Origin of the sequence: Enterococcus sp. 22-H-5-01, from assembly GCF_050310005.1 — a bacterium.
Classification (GTDB): domain Bacteria; phylum Bacillota; class Bacilli; order Lactobacillales; family Enterococcaceae; genus Enterococcus_A; species Enterococcus_A hailinensis.
In genome coordinates this window covers 237,256-263,145 of sequence record NZ_CP189993.1, presented here as the reverse complement: position 1 = coordinate 263,145, position 25,890 = coordinate 237,256, and the positions used below count along the sequence as shown (strand labels likewise).

Sequence of the window (25,890 nt, the reverse complement as noted above, 5' to 3'; positions counted from 1 at the left end):
CAATAGATAGTCAAATTTTTCTATAATATATTCAACTATCATCAATCTTATCTTTTTAGATCAATGCTTTACGCGTTAAAACATCGACGCCTTTTGGTGCCCAGCCAGCTACAACCGCTGGCGTTGAAACAGTTACCCAACCAAGACCAGCAAAAACAATGTCGGTTTTTTCTTTGATTGAATATTCAAAACGAACCAATTCAGGAAACTCAGCTACTTCATCTGGACGTGGTGGTTGCAATAGTCCACCCTTATGTTTGTCATAAAAAGCATCCGCTTTTTCTAATTTTGTCCGATGGGGCTCTATATCATTTGAGACATACGCAACAAAAGAAGCACGATCGCCTTGGATGAAATCAAAACGCGCCAACCCACCTAAGAACAAAGTCTGACCAGCATTCAATTGATAGACTTTCGGTTTGATTTCTTTATGTGGGGCAATAATTTTCAAATCTTTTTTTCCAAGATAGTGTGCCATTTGATGACGATGAATGATCCCTGGAGTATCAAACAAATAATGTCCATCATCTAATGGGATCTCGATTTTATCTAGTGTTGTTCCTGGAAACTGCGAAGTCGTGATCAAATCTTGCACTCCGGCAGTTTGTTTGATGATTTGATTGATCAGCGTTGATTTACCTACATTCGTCACGCCAACGACATAGACATCACGTCCATCGCGGTATTCTTCGATTTTAGCTAATAGATCAGTCATTTCATTCGACTTACGAGCACTGGTCAATAAAATATCCACTGGTCGTAAACCTTCTTCATGGGCGCGTTCACGCATCCATTGTGTCAATCGACCACGTTTTAATGATTTAGGCAATAAATCAACTTTATTTCCAACTAATAATACCGGATTATCACCAACAAAACGATGCAATCCTGGAATCAATGAGCCGTTGAAATCAAAGATGTCAACGACATTCACAATCAACGCATCCGCTTTGCCTAATTCATTTAACAAACGTAAAAAGTCATCATCTGTTAAGGAAACATCTTGGATTTCATTGTAATGGCGTAATCGGAAACAACGTTGGCAATAAACTTCTCCATTTTCTAGCCCTTTTTCTAAAGCTGATTGTGGAGTATAACCCAATTCTTTAGGTTGCTCTGTTTGGATCTTCGCACCACAACCAATACAAAATAATTCTTCTTCCATTTATAATCCACTCTTCCATTTCATTTCAGAATCTTTACGCAGCAGTGTCCGCATGATACGACGTTCAAAGAAACGATTGATCCGAGTATTCCAACCGTCTGTATCCACGATTGGTCGAACTAAAATACTTCGGATCCCAGCGGCATTGGCTCCGCGAACATCTGTCATGATTTGATCGCCGATCATTACGATTTCATTTTTTGATAGGCCCAATTTTTGCTGAGCACTTTTTATACCAACAGAAAAAGGCTTCATAGCACGCGACACAAAATCGAGCTCAAAACTTTCAATCGCTTTTGCGACACGACTCGCCTTATTATTCGATACGACGACAACTGGGATTCCAGCTTTATCCATCATTTTTAACCAATCGATCAATTCTTTGGTGCCATTAGGATTATCCCAGGCAATCAAAGTATTATCCAGATCAGTCAGAACCGCTTTTAATCCATGCGCTTTTAATTGTTCAGGGGTTATTTGATAAATGGCCTCGACCATCCACGTTGGTTTGTATTTGTCTAACATGGCAGCTCCTAAAATTTTTTTATACTTCTACAAAACCTGATTATAACGCAATTTTTCTGAAAACTCTACATTTCACTCCAAAGGTTTAAAAAAAAGACTAGGCTTTTTCAGCCTAGTCTACTATTTCTACAATACCTTCGATAGGAAATCGATCGTCCGAGCATTTTTTGTTTGATCGAAGACTTCTTCAGGAGTTCCTTCTTCAACGATTACGCCGCCATCCATAAAGATCACGCGATCGCCGACTTCTTTGGCAAAGCCCATTTCATGGGTAACGATCATCATCGTCATTCCTTCTTTAGCCAATTGTTGCATGACCGCTAAAACATCGCCGACCATTTCTGGATCTAAAGCAGATGTTGGTTCATCAAACAACATCACATCCGGTTGCATCGCTAACGCACGCGCAATCGCGATCCGCTGTTGCTGACCGCCGGATAATGATTGCGGATAGGCATCCGCTTTTTCTGATAAGCCGACTTTTTCTAATAATTCTTTCGCAATCACTTCAGCTTCTTTTTTTGATAGACCTTTAACTTTGATTGGTGACAATGTAATGTTATCCAACACCGTCATATTAGGAAATAAGTTGAATTGTTGAAAAACCATCCCCATTTTTTCACGTGTTTTAAAAATATCATTCTTTTTATTAGTAATATCTGTACCTTCGAATTTGATTGAACCAGAAGTCGGTACTTCTAATAAATTCACGCACCGCAAGAAAGTACTTTTACCAGAACCAGATGGTCCGATGATTACGACTACTTCCCCGGAAGTGATTTCAGCAGAAATATCTTTCAACACTTCATTGTCACCAAATTTTTTATTTAAATGTTCGATTTGAATCAATGCTTCTGTCATCATTTCCACCTCTATCTTATCGTTGATATCCTTTTCCAAGTTTTTTCTCCCATAGATTCAACAAACGTGAAGTCGCAAAAGTCATTATGAAATACAAGATTGCGGCTACAAAGTAAGGCTCTAATGGAATATATGAATTTGAAATAACGATTTGAGCTGAACCCATTAACTCATTGATCCCGATTGCTGTCAATAAAGAGGAATCTTTGATCAATGTAATAAATTCATTCCCCAATGGAGGCAAAATGTTTCTTAGTGCTTGCGGCAAGATCACATAGCGCATCGTTTGTGCTGGTCGTAAGCCTAATGAATGGGCGGCTTCCGTTTGTCCATAATTGACCGCTGTGATACCGCCACGAATAATCTCAGCAACGTAAGCACCTGAATTTAGTGACAAGACGATCATCCCAGGAAAAAGACGTCCCAAGTCGACGGTCAATACGCCGACACTGATATCTTTTGAAGGGAAAAATCCTTGTAAGAGTAAAAATCCGATCATAATTTGTAACAACATCGGCGTACCGCGAAGGATTTCGATGTAAACGTTGGCTAACCAATTCAATGGTTTGTGTTTAGAAAGCTTCAATAACGCCATTACTAATCCGATGAACGTTCCTAAGCAGACAGTAACTAGCGAGATCATGATTGTGATCCCAGTCCCAGATACAAAATAAGACAGGTATTTATCTAAAAATGAAAAATTCAATGCATGGTCCCTCTATTCTGCTGATTTTTCGGCTAATTCATGGTTTGTTTTGACATATTCATCAATTTTGCCTTCGTCATTCAATTTTTTGATGATTTTATTTAATTCCGTTTGTAATTCTTCACTGCCTTTTGGTAAAGCAATCGCAAAGGCTTCATCAGAAGATGGTTCTAAATCAATATCTGCTACCATTAGATCTGGGTTTTGTTGAACATAAGATTCAGCAATTGTTTTTTCAACAACCATTGCATCCAATGATCCGCTATTTACTTCTACGACCATATTCGGTACTTTTTCGATTGAGACTAATTTAGCGTCTTTGATTTGTGTTTTTACAATATCTTCTTGGATCGAACCTTTTTGAGCACCGACTTGTTGATCTTTCAATGAATCTAAACTAGTAAATTTGTCTTTATTCTTTTTGTTGATGATCACTACTTGTGGTGGATTGTAATAGTTATCCGTAAAGTCAAATTGTTCTTTACGTTCTTTAGTTGCTGAAATCGCTGAGATCGCGATATCTGATTTTCCTTGATTCAATGATGCTAAGACTGTGTTAAAGCTCATATCAGAAACTTCTGCTTTCACACCTAATTCTTTGGCGATTTCATTGACTAGATCAATGTCAGCTCCGACGATTTTATCTTTTCCATCAACCATTGTGTGGAATTCAAATGGCGCATAGTCAGCTGAAGTCGCTACTTTTAATACACCTGATTTCTTGATAGCTGCTAATTGATCTTCTGTCTTAGCGCTTGATGACGCATCCGTACTGCTGCTGCTTCCGCCACATGCTGCTAAGGTAAATAATGCTGCTAGAGTTATTACTAAGCCGGTAATCTTTTTCATCCTATTTCCCCCTAAAAATTAAACTACTTATTTCAATGAATTTATTATAGCACGAACTTTTTATAAAACAAGTATTTAATGTATAAATATTAAATTTTTATTGAATATAAGGCGTTTAATTGTATATATTCGATTTAAATTTGCATAAAATAATCAATTACTACTAGAGAGTGCTATTTGATTATTTTTTGCAACTAATTTGTTGATGGTGCCTTCTTGTTTCATTTCCTTAATATATTTATTCAATTCTTCCACTAACTTTTCATTTCCTTTTGTTACGGCAATACACAAAGCATCCTCTTTCATACTTTTTAATGGAACATCTGCGATCATTAAATCAGGATTTTTATCTACATAAGCATCTGCGACTGTTTTTTCGACAACCAATCCATCTAACGTATCATTTTTGACTTCTACAAAAATATTCGGCAACTTTTCAATTGAAACAAGCTTAGCACTCGTTAATTGCTCTTTTACGATGTTTTCTTGGATCGTTCCTTTTTGAGCACCAATTTGTTTATCTTTAAAAGTATCTAGTGAAGTAAATTCAGCGGCATGCTTTTTATTGATCACGATCACTTGCGGAGACGTATAATAGTCAGTCGTAAAATCAAAACTTTTTTCACGTTCGCTTGTAACAGAAATGGCTGATACAGCTACATCTGCTTTCCCCTCTTTGGTTGCTGCCAAAACTGCATTAAAACTCATATCGATCCAATCAATTTTTACGCCCATTTTTTTGGCGATAGCTTCCATCATTTCAATATCAGCGCCAACAATCTTATCTTTCCCGTTAATTTTGGTATGAAATCCAAAGGGTGCGTAATCTGGTGAAGTTGCCACTTTAATGACTTTTTCCTTCTGTATCGTATCTAACTTGTCCGTTGTCTCTTTCGTTCCACATGCACTTAGTGATAACAATACTAATCCCGCTAAAATCATTTTTATTCCTTTTTTCATATAGATACCCCCAAAACCATTTTTACAGTATAGCATATTATTTCATAAAATATAGCTTTTTATGAATATTTATTTATTATGAACTTGATTAAATGCATAAAAAAAGACAGCTTTCGCTGTCTTTTTTTTAATTAGAATTTTCGGAATCGTTGATACCGTTTCTCTAATAATTCTTCTGTTGAATAGTTCGTTAATTCATTCAGTTTTTCAACTAATGATTTTTGCATCATGCGAATAATTTTTTCTTCACTTAATTTTTTACCTTTGAGCGTTTCAGGAATTACACGATCGATGACATCAAGATCTAAAAGCTCAGCAGCAGTTATTTTCATCAGCTCAGCAGCTTCATCCGCCCGTTTTCCATCTTTCCAAAGAATCGAAGCAAAACCTTCAGGAGATAAAATCGCATAGATACTGTATTCCATCATCCAAACTTCATCAGCTAGTGCTAGCGCTAATGCACCGCCACTTCCACCTTCACCGGTTACAATCGAGATGATCGGTACTTTTAAATCGGCCATCTCCATCAAATTTTGAGCGATGGCTTCACCTTCGCCACGTTCTTCTGCTTCAACCCCACAAAAAGCACCCGGCGTATTAACAAAACAAATCACTGGTCGATTGAATTTTTCCGCTTGCTTCATCAAGCGTAAAGCTTTACGATAACCCTCAGGATTGGGTTGACCAAAATTACGAGCCATATTTTCTTTTAGATCGTTTCCTTTTTGGATTCCGATTACAGTCACTGGCTTTCCAGTGAGTTTAGCGATTCCGCCTACAATAGCAGGATCATCACCGAATAAACGATCTCCGTGGAACTCTTGGAAATCAGTAAAGACTTTTTTAAAATAATCCAAACTAGTTAAACGATCTTGATGTCTTGCTAATTTGACAATTTCTCCGGCAGTCAGACTCATATTAACACCAGCCTTTCTGTTGGTGAAGATCCAATATTTGTGCTAACTGACCTTTGAGTTCTAAACGTGGGATAATTTGATCAATAAACCCATGTTGCAAAAGAAACTCTGCTTTTTGGAAATCTTCCGGCAATTGTTGGCGGATCGTTTGTTCGATCACGCGACGGCCAGCAAAACCGACTAATGTTTGCGGCTCTGCTAAAATAATGTCGCCTTCCATGGCAAAACTAGCTGTGACACCGCCAGTTGTTGGATCCGTTAAGACAGTAATGTAAAGTAATCCGGCGTTGCTGTGACGTTTGACCGCAGCAGAAATTTTTGCCATTTGCATCAAAGAAAAAATCCCTTCTTGCATTCTAGCCCCGCCAGAAGCAGTAAACAATACCACTGGTAGCTGCTGTTGCGTTGCTTTTTCAAAAAGCCGAGTGATTTTCTCACCGACAACAGTTCCCATACTCCCCATGATAAAGTTGGCATCCATGACACCAATCGCGATTGGCTGGTCAGCAATCGTAGCCAAACCAGTAATGACGGCTTCATCTAATCCTGTCTTCTCACGCATCGTATCTATTTTTGCTAGATAATCGGGAAAATTGATTGGGTTTTTTTCCTCTAAATCATTATCCCAATCAACAAAACTTTTTTCATCAATTGTTAGTGCCAAGCGTTCCCAAGCACTGATCCGAAAACTGTATCCGCAATGAGGACAGACTTTTTCTGCACCCATTTCTTTTTTATAGAGTGTTCGTTTACAATTCGGGCACTTCGCCCACATGTCATCAGGCACAGTCGGCTTCGTTGTTGGCATGTTATCACGGTTAGGATTGATCCGAATGTAGTTTTTTTTCTTGTTAAAAAGTCCCACCTATATTCCTCCTACTCGCTTTGTTGCCACTCTGGTAAAAATGTTGTTTGTAAGAAACTTGTATCGTAATCTCCTGCTAAAACATTTGGATGACTGATCAAATCCATTTGAAAATCAACATTTGTGATCACGCCTTCTGAAACGAATTCACTTAGCGCTCGTTGCATCTTCATCAAGGCATCCAAACGATCATCCCCATGAACGATAATTTTAGCGATCATTGAATCATAAAATGGCGGAATCGTTACACCACTGTACATCGCACTATCCACTCGTAAGCCTAAGCCACCGCTAGGTAAAAGGAGGGTCTTAATTTTACCAGGAGACGGAGCAAAGTTGAATGCTGGATTTTCAGCATTGATTCGACATTCGATTGAATGACCTTGGAAAGTCACGTCAGATTGTTTTAATCCTAACGGCTCACCTGCGGCAATATTGATTTGTTTTTTTACAATATCGATTCCCGTTACCATTTCCGTAATTGGATGTTCGACTTGAATCCGGGTATTCATCTCCATGAAATAAAAATTCCCCGACTCATCACGTAAAAATTCGATCGTACCGGCACTTTCATAATTCACAGCTTTTCCTGCTTTGACCGCGATATCCCCTAACATATTCCGTGTTTCATCATCGATCACAACAGAAGGTGATTCTTCTAATACTTTTTGATTGTTTCGTTGTAAAGAACAGTCACGTTCGCCTAAATGGATCACGTTTCCATGCTGATCTCCTAAAATTTGAACTTCGATATGACGTGCCGGGTAAATAATTTTTTCTAAATACATTGCATCGTCACCAAAAGCTGCTTTAGCTTCTGACTTAGCAGATAAAAAATTCTTTTCTAATTCATCTTTATTAGGAACTTTTCGAATCCCTTTTCCGCCACCGCCTGCCGCTGCTTTTAGCATGACAGGGTAACCAATTTCATCTGCTAAAGCTTCTGCTTCAGCTAATGTATCAATCGCTCCATCACTACCAGGAATCACAGGTACACCAGCTTTTTGCATCAATTGGCGCGCATGAATTTTATTTCCCATCGCATCGATGGTCTCTTCACTAGGACCAATAAATTTAATATTACATTCCGCACACATCGTCGCAAACAAACTATTTTCTGATAGGAAGCCAAATCCAGGATGAATTGCTTCTGCATTTGTTACGATCGCTGCGCTTAAGATAGCCTGCATATTTAAATAAGAATCTGTCGAACGAGCGGGTCCGATACAGATCGCTTCATCCGCCATTTCTGTGTGTAACGCTTCTTTATCCGCTTCCGAATAGACGGCAACTGTCAAAATTCCTAATTCACGACAAGCACGAATGATTCGAACAGCGATTTCGCCACGGTTGGCGATCAATATTTTTGAGAACATAGACATCTATCCAATCATAAAAGTTAGTTCTGCTTCGGCAACTTTTTTACCATCGACATAAGCGATGCCTTTTCCGCAACCAGCTGAAGAACGAACTTTTGTTAATTCTACTTCTAAAACTAATGTATCGCCAGGTACTACTTTTTTGCGGAATTTTGCTTTGTCAATTCCACCAAAGTAGGCTGTTTTTCCTTTGAATTCATCCATTGATAATAGTGCAACTGCACCAGCTTGAGCCATTGCCTCAACGATTAAAACACCCGGCATTACTGGTTCGTGTGGGAAATGTCCTTGGAAAAATGGTTCGTTAACTGAAACATTTTTCTTCGCTTTGATCGATTTACCTGGTTCTAACTCTTCCACACGGTCAATCAATAGCATTGGGTAACGGTGGGGAATGATTTCTTTGATTTCTTCAATCGTTAACATATTTACGCTCCTTGTGTATGAAAAAATTTTGTTCAAACAATCCTAGTTGCTGTAGTTACTCAACTAATTCGGAAGAGTGGTTGACCAAATTCAACAACATCTTCATTTTCTACTAGAATTTCAGTGACCGTTCCTTCAAAATCACTTGTGATTTCATTCAGCAATTTCATTGCTTCAATGATGCAGACTGTATCACCTTTTTTGACCGTTTCTCCAACCGCTTTAAACGCTGATTGTTCTGGTGAAGGTTGCAAATAAACGATCCCAACGATTGGAGATGTGATTACTTGGCCCTCTACAACAGGTTCAGCAACTGAAGCTGATTCTGCGACAGCACTACTCGGTGCCACTGTTGTCGACACGGGAGGTACTGACACAGATTCGCCAATCGTTTCTGTTTGAACTGGTGTTGCTTGGCGACTCGTTTGATTTTTATTCATATATAATTCAAAACTGCCTTCACGTAAATCGAATTCTGTAAGGCTTGAATCATTGAATTGATTCAATAGTTCTTTAACTTCGTTGATTTCCATTATTATGCCTCCCAGCGTTTCAAGCAGATCACTGCATTGTGTCCGCCAAAACCTAGAGAGTTACTTACGGCGTAATTCACTTGAGTTTCTTTTGCTTCGTTCACAACAACATTTGCTTCGATTTCAGGATCTACTTCTTTAACATTTGCAGTTGGTGGAATAAATTGGTGTTGCAACGCCATTAAAGAGGCAACTGCTTCGACCCCACCAGCACCACCTAATAAATGTCCGGTTAATGATTTTGTGCTGCTGACATAAGCATTGTCAGTTAAGGCTGCTTTGATAGCTTTACTTTCTGCTTTGTCATTTGCTTGGGTACTTGTTCCGTGAGCATTTACATAATTAACTTCAGCAGGATCAATCCCAGCTTCTTTGACAGCTTCTTTGATGGCACGAGCAGCGCCTTCGCCATCTGGTGATGGTGATGTCATGTGGTAAGCATCGCAAGTAGCGCCGTAACCGACGACTTCACCTAAAATAGTTGCGCCGCGTTTTTGAGCATGTTCTAACGATTCAAGAACTAAGACACCGGCACCTTCACCCATTACGAATCCATTACGCTCTTTATCAAAAGGAATAGAAGCACGATCCGGATATTCAGAAGTACTTAAAGCTGTTAATGCCGCAAAGCCTGAAATCCCAATCTTATTGATACAAGATTCAGCCCCACCTGCAATAATCACATCAGAATACCCATGCTTGATATTTCGGAAAGCTTCGCCGATTGAATGTGTACCACTGGCACATGCGGTAACAGTACTAGTACAAATACCTTTCGCGCCGATTCTTAAAGCAACATTCCCAGCTGCCATATTCACGATTGCTAATGGCACGAACATTGGCGATACTCGAGCCGGGCCTTTTTTATCCATTTTGATCACTTGATCTTGGATCGTTCCTAGACCACCAACGCCTGATCCAATCATTACACCAAAACGCTCCATGTCTTCTTCTTCTGTATTGATACCGCTCATTTCTAACGCTTCTAACGCTGAGTAGATTGCATATAAAGAATAAGTTTCCATTCTTTTGGTATCTTTTTTTACGAAATATTTTTCTAATGGAAAATCTGTTATTTCCCCAACGACACTGATGCCTGTTTCACTCGCATCAAACCGTGTGATTGGACCTAAACCATGATTTCCTTCTTTTAAGTTGTTTAAAAATGTTTCTTCATCATTACCAATTGGTGATGCAACACCAAATCCTGTAATTACGACACGATTCATTTTTTTACTTCCTTTCTTTACATGACCATTCCGCCATCAACATTTAATACTTGTCCTGTAATGTAATTGTTTTGCGCTAGGAACAATGCGGCGTTTGCTACATCTTCAACACGACCAAAACTTTTAAGCGGAATTTGTCCTTCCATCTGTTCTTTAACTTTATCATTTAATTCATTGGTCATATCTGTTTTGATAAATCCCGGTGCTAAGGCATTACAAGTGATCCCACGAGGAGCAACTTCTCTAGCTACTGCCTTTGTAAATCCGATCACACCAGCTTTGCTGGCTGCATAATTACTTTGACCTACGTTACCGATCAAGCCAACAACGCTAGAAAGATTGATGATTACGCCCGCGCGTTTCTTCATCATTTGTTTCAATACTTGTTGTGTCATATTGAATGTTCCTTTTAAATTGATATCTAAAACGGCATCAAATTCTTCTGGTTTCATTCGTAAAAGTAATTTATCATTCGTAATACCGGCATTATTGATCAAAATATCGACTGTCCCTAAGGTTGTCTCGCATTCTTTGATCATCTTTCCGGCATCCTCAAATGAACTGATATCACCGCAAATACTGATGCACTTTACGCCAAACGACTCAATTTCTGCAATTTTTTCTTGCGGAATTTCTTTTCGTCCATTCAATACGATATTTGCTCCAGCTTGTGCAAAAGCTTGTGCGATGCCCCAACCAATTCCCCGGCTACTTCCAGTGATAAAAACGGTCTTATTTGTTAATTCCATTCGGACCTCCTACTTAGTATTCTCAGATTCTAAAAAGCTGATTGTTTCAGTCAATGTTTGTTTATCTTCTACTCGACTAGTCGCTAATCCGCGATCGATTTTTTTGATAAAACCAGTCAATGTTTTGCCTGGACCGATTTCAACAAAATTTGAAACACCTAACTCTTTTAGCGTCACAATGCTATCGCTGAAACGAACCGGTGACATGACTTGTTTTGTTAATAGGGAAACGATAGCTGATTGTTCCATGACAGTGGCCGTCGTATTTGAAATAACTGGAACAGTCATTTCTTTAAACGTAATCGTAGCTAATACTTCATTCAAGCGTTTACTTGCTGGTGCTAGTAAAGCCGTATGAAATGGCCCGCTGACATTTAATGGAATCATTCGTTTTGTTCCAGCAGCCTTTAATAATTCTTCCGCTTTTTCGACTGCGGCTACTTCACCGCCAATCACGATCTGTTGTGGAGTATTATAATTAGCTGGTGATACAATACCTAGATCAGAAGCCTGCTTGCAGCACTCTTCGATCACAGCTGCATCAGTATTCAATACAGCAACCATCTTACCGCTGCCTGTCGGCGCTGCTTCACTCATAAATTGCCCACGTTGATGAACTAGTTGAACAGCATCGCTAAACGACAATGCTCCAGATGCAACTAAGGCTGTATATTCCCCTAGACTTAAACCAGCGACTGCATCTGCTTGAAATCCTTTAGCTTGTAATATTCTTAAGAACGCTGTACTAACTGTCAAAATAGCTGGCTGCGTATATTTTGTTTCATTCAACTGGTTATTTTCTTCAAAACATAGTTCTTCCATTGAAAATCCAAGTAAATCACTGGCTTCTTCAAACGTTTCTTTTACAATTTTTTCTTGTTGAAATAATTCTTTTCCCATTCCAACATATTGAGCGCCCTGCCCACTGAACAAGAATGCTGTTTTCATGATTTTCTCCTAATAACAGGAAAGGCCAGGCCTGATGCCTAGCCTTTTCCTAAAAATTTTATTGATTAAGCGTTTTGTTGTTTTTCAACGTATTCAACTAAATCTTTAACAGTTGCAATACCGTCTTCTGTTTCGATTTTCACATCGAATTCATCTTCGATTTCGTTGATGATTTGGAATAAATCCAAGCTATCTGCTTCTAAGTCTTCTTGGATGTTAGTATCCAATTTTACTTCTTCTTTCTCTACTCCTAGTTCTTCCACGATAATGTCTTGAATTTTTTCGAATGTCATAAGTTGTTTCCTCCGATAATTTTAAAATTTAATTTTTATATTTTTAACAAAACTTACAGCTGGATCAATAGGTTTCCCCATGCTAATCCACCGCCGTAGCCTGTCAATACCACTTTTTGTTTTCCATTTAAAGATAAGATGCCCGCTTCAATCAATTCATCCAATAAAATTGGAATACTTGCTGCGGATGTATTGCCGTAGTTCATTAAATTCATTGGGAACTTTTCAATCGGCTCATCCATCTTGCGTGCTATTTTTTCAATGATTCGTTTATTAGCTTGATGCAGTAAATAATAGTCTACTGATTCATCACCGATAAATTCTTTCAAACTTTTTGTTACATCATTTAAGGCAAAGTTCCAAATTCCTCGGCCATCCATTGATAAAGACGGATTTACTTCTGGGTTGGTACAAAATGGATTTTTATTTTGGCGATAACCAGCAGTTAACGAAGTTGCTCTTTCGCCATCTGCACGCAACATTTGTTTCATAATAGATGCTTGTTCACTCGCTTCTAATAAGACACCTGCTGCACCATCACCAAACAATACTGCTGAAGAACGATCATCCCAATCTAATAACTTAGATGTTTTTTCCCCACCGATCACAAGACCACGTTTCATCCCGCTACGAATAAAATTCTCAGCTGTTGCTAAGGCGTAAACAAAACCTGCACACGCCGCTGTGATATCAAATGCCATTGCTCGACTCGCCCCGATCATTCCTTGGACTTGGCAAGCAACTGACGGAGACGTGTAATCCGGAGACATCGTAGCCACGATCACAAAATCCAAATCAATTGGATCTAATTTGCTTTTAGTCATCAATTTTTCCGCAACTTTAAAACACATATCAGAAGTATTTTCAGCTTCTGCTATGCGACGCTGCCGAATCCCAGTTCGTGACTGGATCCACTCATCAGATGTTTCCATCCATTGAGCCAGATCGTCATTTGTTACGATTTTTTCTGGAAGATAGCGGGCAGTTGCGGTTATTTTTCCGAAACTCATTATTTGATCTCCTCTAAATAATTATAAAGATTGACTAATGCTTTCAAGAAAACTTCTTGTTCAGCCGTATCCAAATCTTTGATGGCACTTTTCACCATTTCATGATGGAAGTGCTGATGGATTCGAAATACTAGACGCCCCTGTTTTGTCAATCCTAGCTTTACAACGCGACGATCATCTTCGCTGCGAATACGCTCTACATAACCTTTTTTAACTAATCGGTTGATTGATGTCGTAAGTGTTCCGACCGTGACAAGTAGTTCTCGTGCCACTTCAGTCGTCGTTTTCTTCTTATACATCCCGATCGCATCAATCGTATGCATTTCTGTGATCGTTAAATCGCTGAATTGCGATTTCTTTAGTTCGTTTTCTTCAATCGATAAAACATCATTGAAGATTGAAACTAAATAGGTATTTAATTCTTCCCAGTTTCTTTCCATGTCCTCACCTAATTAGTTTGATTATCAAATCATTTGATGTTCAAACTATATCTTATTTTTTTTCTGAATGCAACAACATTTTTTCAATTAACTAAAAATTAATGATTAGTACCTTGTTTGAATTATTTAGATTATAAAAATTTACTTTGGTTATCAAACAAGTTATACTAATAAATTCATTTTTATCCATATTTAGAAACAAAAAAATAAGCGGAAAACCCGCTTATTAAACATTTCGATGCATTGGAATTGTATTATTGTTTGGATGAACCAATAAGTATTGAATGACATCGATATTACTTGCTTGGAACGAAGCCGCACAGGCCTGTAGGTAAAGATCCCACATCCGATAAAAGTCTTCACCTTTTTGGGCGATGACTGTTTCTCCTACTTGATGGAAGTTTTTAGTCCAATGTTCCAATGTTAATTGATAATCACGACGCAAACTTTCTAAATCAAGCAACTGCAAATTATTTTCTGTGATATGACCCACCAATTCAGTCACACCTGGAATGTAGCCACCCGGGAAAATATATTGGTTGATCCACGCATTTTTAGCACCACCTTGTTGACGCGTGATTCCATGAATCAAGGCTGTACCGTTGGGCGCTAAATGATTTTCAACAACTTTAAAGTATTCTTGTAGATTTTCTGCACCTACGTGCTCAAACATACCGACACTTGTGATATGGTCAAATGTTTCTTTCAAATCACGATAATCCATCAATTCTACAGAAACAGTATCTTCTAAATGTTCCGCTTGGATAATTTCTTGGATATGATGGTATTGCTCTTCACTTAAAGTGATTCCCTTAGCTTTTACACCATATTCTTTGGCAGCAGTCAAGATCAATGTTCCCCATCCACAACCGATATCTAGTAATGTTTCACCTGGTTGAATAAATAATTTATCTAAAATATGGTGTACTTTATTGATTTGAGCTTGTTCTAATGTATCTTCTGGTGTTTCAAAATAAGCACATGAATACGTTAATGTACGATCTAGCCACATTTCATAAAAATCATTTCCTAAGTCGTAGTGACTATGGATATCATGAGCAGATTGTTTTTTTGTATGTTTTTCTTTTGGCATCCATTTTTTGAAATTACTATTATGGAAAAAGCCATTTGCTTGATTATAAATATCATAAATCAAAGCTTGGATATTGCCTTCAATTTCAATTTTCTTTTCCATATAGGCTTCGCCAAGTGCTAAAGAAGCATTGTTCAACAAATCCTTTACTGGAATCTTTTCATTAAAAATAATTTTAAAGACGGTATCGCCTTCAGTATTGCCATATTCTTTAACAGAGCCATCCCAAAAAGTTACTTGCGTTTTTTGAGAAAACGATGGTTTAAATAATTGATTGTATACTTCTTTATCTAACATATTATCCCTCCACAGGATATTCTGTTCCTAAAAAGAGATAAGTTCAAAAGAAAAACTAGCCATTTGAAAAAAAAATAGTCAATTCTAATTAAATTTTCATTAAAATTGCATGTAACCCCTTAACTAAAGGTAAAAAAAATAAAACGGGAAAACCCGTTTTATTGAATCAAATCATAAATTTCCATTGCAACGATATCAATATTGTCAAATTGATATGATTGTTTGCTGTCGCTTTCAGTAAGCTCGAATGTTTCTGTTGTATTATCATAAGTTACAGTACATTTTTCAACGCCTTCTTTTTCAAAGCGACGTAATTGTACTTCATTATCAGTTGATTCAGTCATTGCTTCTAAGCGTTTAATAATGGCAACTAATTGTGAGTGTTTCATCTAGATGCCCCCCTTCTTCTCAATTCTGTCTTATTGTATCAAATAAGACCGTCACTTGCATTGATTTTCATCAATTAATTTATGAATTTTTTGCTAAATCTAACTTAAGTTTACGCCCACCACAATTTGATCAACGCTTGAGTCCCGTCATTTTCAAATCCTTCAGCTGCTAAACGTTCATAAAGTTCCGTTGCAAGTTTTGTTGCAGGTAGATCCAGTTGTAGCTTCTCTGCTTCGTCTAACGCTATTTTCAAGTCTTTGATAAAGTGTTTAACGAAAAATCCTGGTGTATAATCCTCTTTTAAAATACGAGAAGCATAATTATCCATCGACCAATTTTGTGCTGCACCGCCACCTAATGTCTCTAATACTTTAGGTATATTTAATTTTGCTGCTTTCGCATATACTAGCATCTCTGTCATACCAGTCATTGTGCCGGCGATCATAATTTGATTTGCCATTTTTGTATGTTGTCCCGCACCAGCAGTACCTTGCAGTGAATAACTTTTCCCCATGATTTCAAACAATGGGATTACTTTATCATACGTTGTTTGATCACCACCGACCATGATCGTTAATGTCCCATTTTTAGCGCCTAAATCACCACCAGAAACCGGAGCATCCAAAGCTTCAGCGCCCTTTTCTTTAGCTGTTTGATCAATTTTTTGGGCTAACGTTGGGGTTGAGGTCGTCAAGTCAATCAATATTTTCTTTGTTACATCAACAGAGAAAATTCCTTCAACTCCATAAAAAATTTCTTCTACGTCACTAGGATAACCAACCATTGAAAAAATAATTTCACTGGCAGATGCCACTTTAGCAGGTGTATCTTGCCATACCGCTCCTTGTTCTACTAATTCGTCGGTCTTGCTTTTAGTGCGATTATAAACAGATACTTGATGTTTTGCAGCTAAAAAGTGTTTAACGATCGATTTTCCCATGACACCTGTTCCGATAAATCCTATCTTCATTCTACTAACCTCCAAAATAAAAAATAATCCATCTCCAGTATACATGAAGAGATGGATTTCAGCTTTATTTATCCTCGCTGTTTTTCAAAGAATTGATCCTCACTCTTACTTTGCGAACAGTTCTTTTAGGTAATTTTTCTGATGAAGGTGCTTTAACGTAGCTTCCAATCAATTCTTGATAGAAATCTAAGACATCTTCACCAAAACGCTCTGCCGAAATTTCAAGTAATTTTGCTTTTTGGACTTCGGAATCCAACGAAATTTGTTGATGGATATAATCAACTAATGTTTCACTGAAATCTCCATCTTTTTCGAAAGTAACACCTAGAGAATCATCGTCGAAGAGCTCATTCAAGTAATTATTTCCCTCTACAACACATTGTGTCCCTGAAGCAATTGCCTCAGCGTAAGTGAGTCCTTGTGTTTCAGATGTAGAAGCACTTACGAAATAATCTGCTGAGTGATAATAACAAGCGACTTCATCATGAGGCACTTCTCCAGCAAATTGAACATATTCATCGATGCCTAATTCATGCGACATGGCTTTCAATTCTTCGCAATAAGGCCCTTTACCGACGATCACTAAGCGTGCATTCGGAAGATTCATCAAGACTTCTGGAAATTGTTTGATGATCACTTGAATATTCTTTTCATAAGAAATTCGACTTAAGGATAAAATCATCAATTGATCTGCGTGGATCCCTAAACGTTCCCGTAACTTCTCAGTATTCTCTTTTGTAATATCTGGGCGGACAAAACCGTTGACTTCGATCCCCGTAGGAATGATTCGCATCGGAACATCAACTTCATACCGCTTCATCGTATCTACTACTCGCTTACTGGGACAAATCACACCAGATGAGTGATTAACAAACATCTTGATAAAATGTTTGACGTGAGTCGGACGGACGACTTTTCCATTTGCAATATAGTGAAGATAATCTTCATACATCGTATGGTACGTGTGCACTACGGGAATTTTCAGGCGATTCGCCACTAGTTTTCCTAAAAATCCCGAGCCAAACTCTGTATGAGTATGGATGATATCCAATTCTAATTCTTTTGCGATCTGATAGGCAAAAAATAGACCACGGACGACGATTCTACGATCTTTAAAAGATACAAACGGTACACTTGGCATCCGAACGATATCTTTTTCGAATTCGTCTGCTTCTGGATCAGTTGTAGTAAATATATAAACTTCATGACCTCTTGACTCCAGCTGATTTTTTAATGTTTTGATTGATGTGGATACCCCGCTGACTTGGGGGAAATAAGTGTCTGTAAAAAAACCGATTCGCACGTTTATTCCTCCGAACTATTTTACAACTTTTGCGTACATTTGATGGTCACAAGGGACATCCAATACCGCTTGGTAGACCGATTCTAACTCTTTACCAATTTGATTGATACTTTTCGATTGAGCTGTTCGAAAACCTTCCATTGAAAGATTCGGTAATCGATGATTGACTAGCTCGCGGATCAATTCGCTAAATGTTTGATTGTCTTCCGCCATATAGCAGTTTTTCCGATCTGCCATCCATCCTTCATAAACTGGGATATTCCTCAATAATACTTGTTGTTGACTAGCTAAAGCTTCAAGTACAACGATTCCTTCTGTCTCTTCATAAGACGGGAAAAAGAATAAATCTGCTCCTGAATAAGCCCCTTCTATTAAATCTCCATCGATATATCCTGGGAATATAACATTATCAGGATGATCCTTTTTTACAATTTTGCGAATATTAGCTGGTATCGAAGCCATCGGTACATCGCCAAACCAAATAAATGTATATTCCGGCAATTTTTTAGCAATTTCTACAAAATCCAGAATCCCTTTTCGTTCGAAAAACAATCCTACACAAATAATTACTTTTTGTGTTTTTGACAAACCAAAATATTTTCGAAAAGCTGTTTCTTTTCGTTCATCAGGATAATATCGCTTCAAATCGATGCCGTTTGAGATTGCAGCAATTGGTTGTTTCAATCCGTAATTGCGCAACAATTTTTTCGAATAAGGAGTCGGTGTAATCAAATGATCAGCTTGCTGATACAGACTTACTAACCATTTTTTTACTAATGGAGCTAATTGATTCGAACCGATAAAAGAATTGCGAAAATCTTCTTCTGTAGAATGGGCATGATAAATAACTTTCTTACCCATTTTTTTAGCTTTATTAACCATTAATAAACTTTTTGGCCCATAAGTATTTATATGTAAGATATCATAGTCAGTCGACTTAGGATCTAAGGTGTAGTCGATCCCTACCGATGCTAACGCTCTTTTTTGATGACTAAGAGCTCTCCCAATGCCGGACTTTCCAATAACATTTTGTCCTTCGAAGTAAAGTAAAACTTTCATACTGCACTACGCCTCCTTAAAAACAAGTCAATTATATCACAAGCATCTGTTTAATTTCTCCATCTATAGTATGAGTTTAACATACCGAATGATATTAATTTAATTAAAAACAAAAAAACCGTGGCTATCAAGCCACGGTCTAAAAAGAATTATTTTACATATTCTGCAACTAATTCTTGTACTTCTTCCATTGTATCGCATTCTTTCAACGCTTTGTCAGCTAATTCAGCCATTTTAGTCGTTGTTAGAAGTTTCATCAAACTACGTGTTCTAAGAACAGATGTTGCACTCATAGAGAACTCATCTAATCCCATACCCATTAATAATGGAACCGCTGTTTGATCGCCGGCCATTTCGCCACACATACCAGCCCATTTGCCTTCAGCGTGAGCGGCATCGATTACGTTTTTAATCAAACGTAAGATTGATGGGTTGTATGGTTGGTAAAGATAAGAAACGCGTTCATTCATACGGTCAGCTGCCATTGTGTATTGGATCAAATCATTTGTTCCAATACTGAAGAAATCGACTTCTTTAGCAAATTTATCAGCTAACACTGCTGCTGCAGGAATTTCGATCATGATTCCGACTTGGATCGTATCTGAAACTTCTACGCCTTCTTTGACTAATTTTTCTTTTTCTTCATTAAATAATTGTTTAGCTGAACGGAATTCTTTCAATGTGGCTACCATTGGGAACATGATACGTAAGTTTCCATGAACAGAAGCACGCAACAAAGCACGTAACTGTGTACGGAACATGTCATCACCTAATTCAGATAGGCTGATACGTAATGCACGGTAACCTAAGAAAGGATTCATTTCATGAGGTAATGTTAAGTATGGTAATTCTTTGTCTCCACCGATATCCATCGTACGAACAACAACTGGTTTGCCATCCATACCTTCCAATACAGCTTTATAAGCTTCATATTGATCGTCTTCTGTAGGGAAATCTGGTGAATCCATGTATAAGAATTCAGTACGGTATAAACCGATTGCTTCCGCGCCATTGTTATGAACACCTTCTAAATCTTTCGGTGTACCAATATTTGCAGCTAATTCAAAATGCTTGCCATCAGCCGTAACTGTTTCAGCATCTTTCAATTTATCCCATTCTGCTTTTTGTGTAGCATAAGCTTCGCCGGCTTTTTTGTATTCAGCCGCTTGATCATCAGTTGGGTTAACGATCGTTTCACCGATAATTCCGTTAACTGCTAATACATCGCCTTCTTTAACTTTAGAAGTGATTTCTTTCGTACCAACGATTGCAGGGATTTCTAATGAACGAGCCATGATTGCTGAGTGAGACGTACGTCCACCGATATCGGTTACAAATGCTTTTACAAAGTTTTTATCTAATTGTGCTGTGTCACTTGGAGTCAAGTCATGTGCTACAACGATAACTTCTTCGTCGATCATTGATGGATCAGGTAATGAAACACCTAATAAATGTGCTAATACACGTTTGGTTACGTCGCGGATATCCGCAGCGCGTTCTTGCATATAAGCGTTATCATCCATCGCCTCGAACATACCGATGTACATGTCTGTAACTTCTTTAAGTGCGCTTTCAGCATTCACTTTATTATCATTAATATGTTGTTTGATTTGACCAATCATTTCTGGATCTGAAAGAACCATTAAATGAGCATCAAAAACTTGTGCTTCTGCTTCGCCTAAACTTTTTGCTGCTTTATCCCGAATTTTTTCTAATTCAGCAGAAGAAGCCGCCAAAGCGTCGTCAAGACGCTTTTCTTCGGCAGCCGTATCTTCTACATTGTTTTTCTTGAAAGATAAATCCGGTTGTACTAGCAGATAAGCTTTAGCAACGGCAACTCCGTCACTAGCGGCAATACCTTTTAGTAATTCAACCATTATTCAGATAATCCTTCCTTTTTCATTGTTTCTTCGATAGCTTCGATAGCTTCTTTTTCGTCAGCACCTTCAGCAGAGATAACAACGTCAGATCCTTGGCCAACACCTAAAGACATAACGCCCATGATTGATTTTAGGTTAACTGATTTTCCTTTATACTCTAAGTTGATATCAGAGTTAAATTTGCTTGCAGCTTGCACTAATAAAGTTGCGGGACGTGCATGAATCCCCGTTTCTGCTACTACGTGAAAATCTTTTTTTTCCATATTGACCGTTCTCCTTTATAAAAAGTTGTTTTTTTATGTTAGGGGTCAGAATAATAATCGACATTATTTTGCGCCCTTCATTTCCTAAGATTACCATTTTTTTACGCTAGATACAACAATTTTAGACGAATATTCGTCGCTTGTTGAATCCCCTTTCTTAAAATATCTAGACTGAATCACTTAGTTATTGATTTATCTAGTTTTCATTTTTTTTCCATAACATAAAAAAATAGAAAAAATCAGATAATTATTTTTAGCACTCTCTATTAACAAGTGCTAAAAACTAAGACAAACTGTTTGCATTTATCAAAAATCTCGCTATAATTATTTATAGGTCAGTGATAGTCAAAAACTGACTAGCGTTTCTTTTTACGTGAAACGCCTACTCGATGTACAATGGAAGAAATAATCAACTATTGAAAGGGTGAAACGAATGCTTTGCCAAAATTGCCATGAAAATGAAGCAACGATTCATTTATACGCAAATGTTAATGGACAACGAAAGCAGTTAGATTATTGTCAAAACTGCTATCAAAAATTGAAGAATCAAGCTGGAGGTGCACCGCAAATGGCTGGAAATGATCCTTTTGGTTTCGGAAGTTTAGATGATTTGTTCCGCTCAATGTCGCAACAAATGCAACAACGACAAGGCGCAGCAGATCAAACTCCACCAACTCAATTCGGTGGTGGAAATGGAAATAATCACCCCCCTCGTGGAAACGGTGGATTATTAGATGAATATGGTATCAATATTACTGGGCTTGCTCGTGAAGGAAATATTGATCCTGTTGTTGGACGTGACGATGAGATCCAACGGGTAATCGAAATTTTGAATCGTCGAACAAAAAACAACCCTGTTTTAATCGGAGAACCTGGTGTTGGTAAGACAGCAGTCGTTGAAGGATTAGCGCAAAAAATCGTTGATGGCGATGTTCCACAAAAATTAATGGATAAAGAAGTCATTCGTTTAGATGTTGCTTCACTTGTTCAGGGTACTGGGATCCGTGGTCAATTTGAAGAACGAATGCAAAAATTGATCGAAGAAATTCGTCAAGCAGAAAATATTATTTTATTTATTGATGAAGTCCATGAAATTGTTGGGGCTGGTTCTGCTGGCGATGGAAACATGGATGCAGGGAATATTTTAAAACCTGCATTAGCACGCGGCGAATTGCAAATGGTCGGTGCTACTACCTTAAATGAGTATCGAATCATTGAAAAAGATGCGGCGTTAGAACGTCGGATGCAACCCGTGCGCGTTGAAGAACCTTCTGTCCAAGAAACGATCGCAATCTTAAAAGGTTTACAACCTCGTTATGAAGATTATCATCATGTAAAATATACAGATGAAGCAATTCGTTCAGCTGCTGAGCTTTCAAACCGCTACATCCAAGATCGCTTCCTACCGGATAAAGCAATTGATTTATTAGATGAAACTGGTTCAAAGAAAAACTTAACAATCCAAATCGTTGATCCTAAAACGATCGATAAAAAATTAGCTGAAGCAGAACAACAAAAATCTCAAGCCTCACAAGAGGAAGATTTTGAAAAGGCAGCATATTATCGCGACCAAATCAACAAATTACAAAAAATGAAAGATCGTCAAATCACTGATGAGGAAACGCCTATCATCACTGAAAAAGACATGGAGCAAATCGTTGAAAAACGCACAGGTATCCCTGTCGGTGAACTGAAAGAAAAAGAACAGACACAATTGAAAAATCTTGCTGTTGATTTGAAACAACATGTGATTGATCAAGATGAAGCAGTCGATAAAGTAGCCAAATCTATTCGCCGAAATCGTGTAGGATTAAATAAGAAAAACCGTCCGATTGGATCATTCTTATTTGTTGGACCTACCGGGGTCGGTAAAACAGAATTAGCACGTCAATTAGCAGAAGAATTATTCGGCTCAAGCGACTCTATGATTCGTTTTGATATGAGTGAATATATGGAAAAACATAGTGTTTCTAAATTGATTGGTTCGCCTCCAGGCTATGTGGGTTATGAAGAAGCTGGTCAATTAACTGAACAAGTACGTCATCATCCATATAGCTTGATTTTATTAGATGAAATCGAAAAAGCTCATCCCGATGTATTGCACATGTTTTTACAAATTCTTGATGATGGTCGTTTGACGGACTCCCAAGGTCGAACAGTCAGCTTTAAAGATACAATTATTATTATGACTAGCAATGCCGGTACTGGAAAAATTGAAGCAAATGTCGGCTTTGGCGCTGCTCGAGACGGTGTAACTCGCTCTGTTTTAGGCCAATTAAAAGACTTCTTCGCGCCTGAATTCTTGAATCGTTTTGATGCAATCGTTGAATTTAGTGCATTGTCGAAAGATAATTTGATGAATATTGTTTCGTTAATGTTAGATGATGTCAACGAAATGTTGGCAGCTCAAAAACTACACATTGATGTTCCCGAAAATGTTAAAGAAAAATTGGTCGATTTGGGTTATGATCCAGCAATGGGAGCCCGCCCACTTCGCCGTACGATCCAAGAAAATATTGAAGATGGTATTGCTGAATTTTATCTAGATCATCCAACAATCACTGATCTTAAAGCTAAATTAGACAAAGAAGATCACATCATCATTACTTCTAAACCAGAACGCTTAGCAAAAGAAAACAAAGAATAAAGAGAGAGGTTCCCAAAATTATGGGAACCTTTTTTATAAATTATTTGGTTCAAACTTCTTTTATGAGCAAAATTTTTCTTTTTTCTCGTTTTCTTTTATATAATTACTATACAAATAATTTTTTGAAGGAAGGTGTTTCGCTATGAAATTAATCAATGTGACCAATAGCCATTCCAAAATGGTTTATAATCAACTAAACAATACGGATGCCAACATGATCAAAGTATACACGATTGGAAATACGACAGTGATTTATACTGATGCGGCTAAACATGCCGAAATTGTTATCAAAAATGATAATCGAAACATTTTGCCAAATGAAATCGATTTCGTACATAAATACTTTCAACGCAAATTAAATGATGGAACATATGATTTTGAACATATCTCTTATTTAGAATCCCCTGGACTAATTGAAATGTCTATCGTAAAAAAATAGCTGAGGCTTTTGCCTCAGCTATTTTTTTACGATTATAAAATCGTGATTAATTTACATCAAACTTTTTAGTTCTACTTCTGGATATTTATCTGCAAACCAACGCATCGCAAATTGATTTTCAAATAAGAACAATGGTTGATCAAAACGGTCCTTAGCCAAAATATTTCGGCTTGAGCTCATGCGCTCGTCTAATTGTTCTGGATTGATCCAACGAGCGATTTTATTGCCCATTGGCGTCATCACTACTTCGGCATTGTATTCATTCAACATCCGGTATTGGAAGACTTCAAATTGCAATTGACCGACTGCACCGATGATATATTCATCTGTCAAATATGTTTTATATAATTGAATCGCGCCTTCTTGAACCAATTGATAGATACCTTTATGGAATGATTTTTGTTTCATTACATTTTTAGCAGTAACTTTCATAAATAGTTCTGGTGTGAATGATGGTAATTCTTCATATGCGACTTTCAATTTTCCTTCATATAAGGTATCACCGATTTGATAATTCCCTGTATCATAAACCCCAATAATATCGCCGGCGACAGCTTCTTCAACATTTTCACGGGCATCGGCCATGAACTGTGTGACATTGCTCAATTTCATTTTCTTACCGGTACGTCCTAAAGTAACATCCATTCCACGTTCAAAAGTACCTGAACATACTCGAACAAACGCGATTCGATCGCGATGATTCGGATTCATGTTGGCTTGGATCTTGAAGACAAAACCAGAAAATTCTTCTTCATAAGGTGAAACAGCTTCTTCGTCAATTGTTTTATGGGCATGTGGTTTTGGTGCTAAATCAACAAATGATTCTAAGAATGTTTCTACTCCAAAGTTAGTCAAAGCTGAACCAAAGAAAACCGGTGTTTGATCGCCACGGCTGATTTTTTCTAAATCAAATTGATCGCCTGCTTCGCGGACCAATTCTACTTCGCCAAGCACATCTTCATAAATTGATTTTTCTTTTAATGGATGATCGCCTGCGATTTCTCCATTTGTTAATTTAACATAGCGCTCGCCTTCATATTGTTCTGGACGGTAAAATTCAATCCGTTCATTATAGATATCATAAATCCCTTCCAAGCCCTTACCCATTCCAATTGGCCAGTTCATTGGATAAGATTCAATCGCTAATAGTTCTTCCAATTCTTCTAACAATTCTAGCGGTTCACGACCATCACGGTCTAGTTTATTGATAAAAGTAAAAATCGGGATCCCTCGACGCTTTACAACTTGGAAAAGCTTTTTCGTTTGTGCTTCAATCCCTTTTGCACTATCGATAACCATTACTGCACTATCCACTGCCATCAAGGTTCGATACGTATCTTCAGAGAAGTCCTCATGTCCAGGAGTATCCAAAATATTAACCCGTTTATCATCAAAATCAAATTGCATCACTGAGCTGGTAACAGAGATTCCGCGTTGCTTTTCTATATCCATCCAGTCAGACTTGGCAAAGTTACCGGTTTTTTTACCTTTAACCGTACCAGCTTGGCGAATCGCTCCACCGAATAATAAAAGTTGTTCAGTGATCGTAGTTTTACCAGCATCCGGATGGGAAATAATAGCAAAGGTACGACGACTGTCCACTTGTTGTTTTAAATTAGGATTGTTCATTTTCTTGCTCCATTCATCTATATCTAATATCATAAAATTTCAACCCAATCAGTATATCATGGAAC

General features: G+C 37.8%; 27 protein-coding genes. 2 read left to right on the top strand and 25 right to left on the bottom strand.

Annotation, left to right across the window (positions count from 1 at the left end):
- Positions 1 to 55 precede the first annotated feature (55 nt).
- The 24 genes from yqeH to ACQKTA_RS01220 form a co-directional block, all read right to left on the bottom strand.
- Positions 56 to 1,165: a ribosome biogenesis GTPase YqeH gene (gene yqeH, locus ACQKTA_RS01335; protein WP_332580367.1), complete on the bottom strand. Its 1,110-nt coding sequence runs from the start codon at positions 1,163 to 1,165 to the stop codon at positions 56 to 58.
- Positions 1,166 to 1,690, bottom strand: a complete 525-nt coding sequence (locus ACQKTA_RS01330) for a YqeG family HAD IIIA-type phosphatase (protein ID WP_332580368.1) — start codon at positions 1,688 to 1,690, stop codon at positions 1,166 to 1,168.
- 126 nt (positions 1,691 to 1,816) lie between these two features.
- A complete protein-coding gene (locus tag ACQKTA_RS01325) occupies positions 1,817 to 2,551 on the bottom strand; it encodes an amino acid ABC transporter ATP-binding protein (RefSeq protein WP_332580400.1) in 735 nt (244 codons plus the stop codon).
- A gap of 16 nt (positions 2,552 to 2,567) precedes the next feature.
- Positions 2,568 to 3,257, bottom strand: a complete 690-nt coding sequence (locus ACQKTA_RS01320; RefSeq protein WP_332580369.1) for an amino acid ABC transporter permease — start codon at positions 3,255 to 3,257, stop codon at positions 2,568 to 2,570.
- A gap of 12 nt (positions 3,258 to 3,269) precedes the next feature.
- Entirely contained in the window at positions 3,270 to 4,106 is an 837-nt protein-coding gene (locus ACQKTA_RS01315; RefSeq protein ID WP_332580370.1) for a transporter substrate-binding domain-containing protein, read from the bottom strand.
- 153 nt (positions 4,107 to 4,259) lie between these two features.
- A complete protein-coding gene (locus tag ACQKTA_RS01310) occupies positions 4,260 to 5,066 on the bottom strand; it encodes a transporter substrate-binding domain-containing protein (RefSeq protein ID WP_427813906.1) in 807 nt (268 codons plus the stop codon).
- Positions 5,067 to 5,197: 131 nt separating this feature from the next.
- Entirely contained in the window at positions 5,198 to 5,983 is a 786-nt protein-coding gene (locus ACQKTA_RS01305; RefSeq protein WP_407855950.1) for an acetyl-CoA carboxylase carboxyl transferase subunit alpha, read from the bottom strand.
- 1 nt (position 5,984) lies between these two features.
- Positions 5,985 to 6,848, bottom strand: a complete 864-nt coding sequence (accD, locus tag ACQKTA_RS01300; RefSeq protein ID WP_407857036.1) for an acetyl-CoA carboxylase, carboxyltransferase subunit beta — start codon at positions 6,846 to 6,848, stop codon at positions 5,985 to 5,987.
- Between the two features lie 11 nt (positions 6,849 to 6,859).
- Positions 6,860 to 8,224 (bottom strand): acetyl-CoA carboxylase biotin carboxylase subunit, encoded by a 1,365-nt coding sequence (locus ACQKTA_RS01295; RefSeq protein WP_427814491.1) that lies wholly within the window; start codon positions 8,222 to 8,224, stop codon positions 6,860 to 6,862.
- A 6-nt stretch (positions 8,225 to 8,230) separates the two neighbouring features.
- A complete protein-coding gene (gene fabZ / locus ACQKTA_RS01290) occupies positions 8,231 to 8,653 on the bottom strand; it encodes a 3-hydroxyacyl-ACP dehydratase FabZ (RefSeq protein WP_010746010.1) in 423 nt (140 codons plus the stop codon).
- A 59-nt stretch (positions 8,654 to 8,712) separates the two neighbouring features.
- Positions 8,713 to 9,186: an acetyl-CoA carboxylase biotin carboxyl carrier protein gene (gene accB / locus ACQKTA_RS01285; protein WP_427813905.1), complete on the bottom strand. Its 474-nt coding sequence runs from the start codon at positions 9,184 to 9,186 to the stop codon at positions 8,713 to 8,715.
- Between the two features lie 2 nt (positions 9,187 to 9,188).
- Entirely contained in the window at positions 9,189 to 10,415 is a 1,227-nt protein-coding gene (fabF, locus tag ACQKTA_RS01280; protein WP_427813904.1) for a beta-ketoacyl-ACP synthase II, read from the bottom strand.
- Positions 10,416 to 10,432: 17 nt separating this feature from the next.
- Positions 10,433 to 11,164, bottom strand: coding sequence for a 3-oxoacyl-[acyl-carrier-protein] reductase (gene fabG / locus ACQKTA_RS01275; RefSeq protein ID WP_407857034.1), 732 nt, complete (start codon positions 11,162 to 11,164; stop codon positions 10,433 to 10,435).
- 9 nt (positions 11,165 to 11,173) lie between these two features.
- Positions 11,174 to 12,112, bottom strand: coding sequence for an ACP S-malonyltransferase (gene fabD / locus ACQKTA_RS01270; protein ID WP_332580378.1), 939 nt, complete (start codon positions 12,110 to 12,112; stop codon positions 11,174 to 11,176).
- Positions 12,113 to 12,177: 65 nt separating this feature from the next.
- Entirely contained in the window at positions 12,178 to 12,405 is a 228-nt protein-coding gene (locus tag ACQKTA_RS01265; protein ID WP_332580379.1) for an acyl carrier protein, read from the bottom strand.
- Positions 12,406 to 12,458: 53 nt separating this feature from the next.
- Positions 12,459 to 13,418 (bottom strand): beta-ketoacyl-ACP synthase III, encoded by a 960-nt coding sequence (locus ACQKTA_RS01260; RefSeq protein WP_427814490.1) that lies wholly within the window; start codon positions 13,416 to 13,418, stop codon positions 12,459 to 12,461.
- Positions 13,415 to 13,855, bottom strand: a complete 441-nt coding sequence (locus ACQKTA_RS01255) for a fatty acid biosynthesis transcriptional regulator FabT (protein WP_332580380.1) — start codon at positions 13,853 to 13,855, stop codon at positions 13,415 to 13,417. Before ACQKTA_RS01255 ends, ACQKTA_RS01260 begins: the two co-directional genes overlap by 4 nt.
- Before the next feature lie 226 nt (positions 13,856 to 14,081).
- Positions 14,082 to 15,245: a cyclopropane-fatty-acyl-phospholipid synthase family protein gene (locus tag ACQKTA_RS01250; protein WP_332580381.1), complete on the bottom strand. Its 1,164-nt coding sequence runs from the start codon at positions 15,243 to 15,245 to the stop codon at positions 14,082 to 14,084.
- A gap of 158 nt (positions 15,246 to 15,403) precedes the next feature.
- Positions 15,404 to 15,634, bottom strand: coding sequence for a YkuJ family protein (locus ACQKTA_RS01245; protein ID WP_010740403.1), 231 nt, complete (start codon positions 15,632 to 15,634; stop codon positions 15,404 to 15,406).
- Positions 15,635 to 15,744: 110 nt separating this feature from the next.
- Positions 15,745 to 16,605 carry an NAD(P)-dependent oxidoreductase gene (locus ACQKTA_RS01240; RefSeq protein ID WP_427813903.1) on the bottom strand — a complete coding sequence of 287 codons (861 nt, stop codon included), beginning with the start codon at positions 16,603 to 16,605 and terminating at the stop codon, positions 15,745 to 15,747.
- 64 nt (positions 16,606 to 16,669) lie between these two features.
- On the bottom strand, positions 16,670 to 17,908 hold the full coding sequence (locus tag ACQKTA_RS01235) for a glycosyltransferase family 4 protein (protein ID WP_427813902.1): 1,239 nt from the start codon (positions 17,906 to 17,908) through the stop codon (positions 16,670 to 16,672).
- Positions 17,909 to 17,923: 15 nt separating this feature from the next.
- On the bottom strand, positions 17,924 to 18,967 hold the full coding sequence (locus tag ACQKTA_RS01230; protein ID WP_427813901.1) for a glycosyltransferase: 1,044 nt from the start codon (positions 18,965 to 18,967) through the stop codon (positions 17,924 to 17,926).
- A gap of 149 nt (positions 18,968 to 19,116) precedes the next feature.
- Positions 19,117 to 20,844 carry a phosphoenolpyruvate--protein phosphotransferase gene (ptsP, locus tag ACQKTA_RS01225; RefSeq protein ID WP_427813900.1) on the bottom strand — a complete coding sequence of 576 codons (1,728 nt, stop codon included), beginning with the start codon at positions 20,842 to 20,844 and terminating at the stop codon, positions 19,117 to 19,119.
- Positions 20,844 to 21,110 (bottom strand): phosphocarrier protein HPr, encoded by a 267-nt coding sequence (locus tag ACQKTA_RS01220; protein ID WP_071858253.1) that lies wholly within the window; start codon positions 21,108 to 21,110, stop codon positions 20,844 to 20,846. Before ACQKTA_RS01220 ends, ptsP begins: the two co-directional genes overlap by 1 nt.
- A 433-nt stretch (positions 21,111 to 21,543) precedes the next feature.
- Here ACQKTA_RS01220 and ACQKTA_RS01215 point away from each other — a divergent pair, with 433 nt between their 5' ends.
- Both ACQKTA_RS01215 and ACQKTA_RS01210 read left to right on the top strand, forming a co-directional pair.
- The gene (locus ACQKTA_RS01215) at positions 21,544 to 23,757 is read left to right on the top strand and encodes an AAA family ATPase (RefSeq protein WP_427813899.1); all 2,214 of its coding nucleotides are present in this window, start codon (positions 21,544 to 21,546) and stop codon (positions 23,755 to 23,757) included.
- Positions 23,758 to 23,899: 142 nt separating this feature from the next.
- Positions 23,900 to 24,196: a DUF1827 family protein gene (locus tag ACQKTA_RS01210; protein ID WP_332580387.1), complete on the top strand. Its 297-nt coding sequence runs from the start codon at positions 23,900 to 23,902 to the stop codon at positions 24,194 to 24,196.
- Positions 24,197 to 24,247: 51 nt separating this feature from the next.
- Here the strand turns inward: ACQKTA_RS01210 and ACQKTA_RS01205 are convergent, their stop codons facing one another.
- Positions 24,248 to 25,825 carry a peptide chain release factor 3 gene (locus tag ACQKTA_RS01205; protein ID WP_332580389.1) on the bottom strand — a complete coding sequence of 526 codons (1,578 nt, stop codon included), beginning with the start codon at positions 25,823 to 25,825 and terminating at the stop codon, positions 24,248 to 24,250.
- Between the last annotated feature and the right edge of the window lie 65 nt (positions 25,826 to 25,890).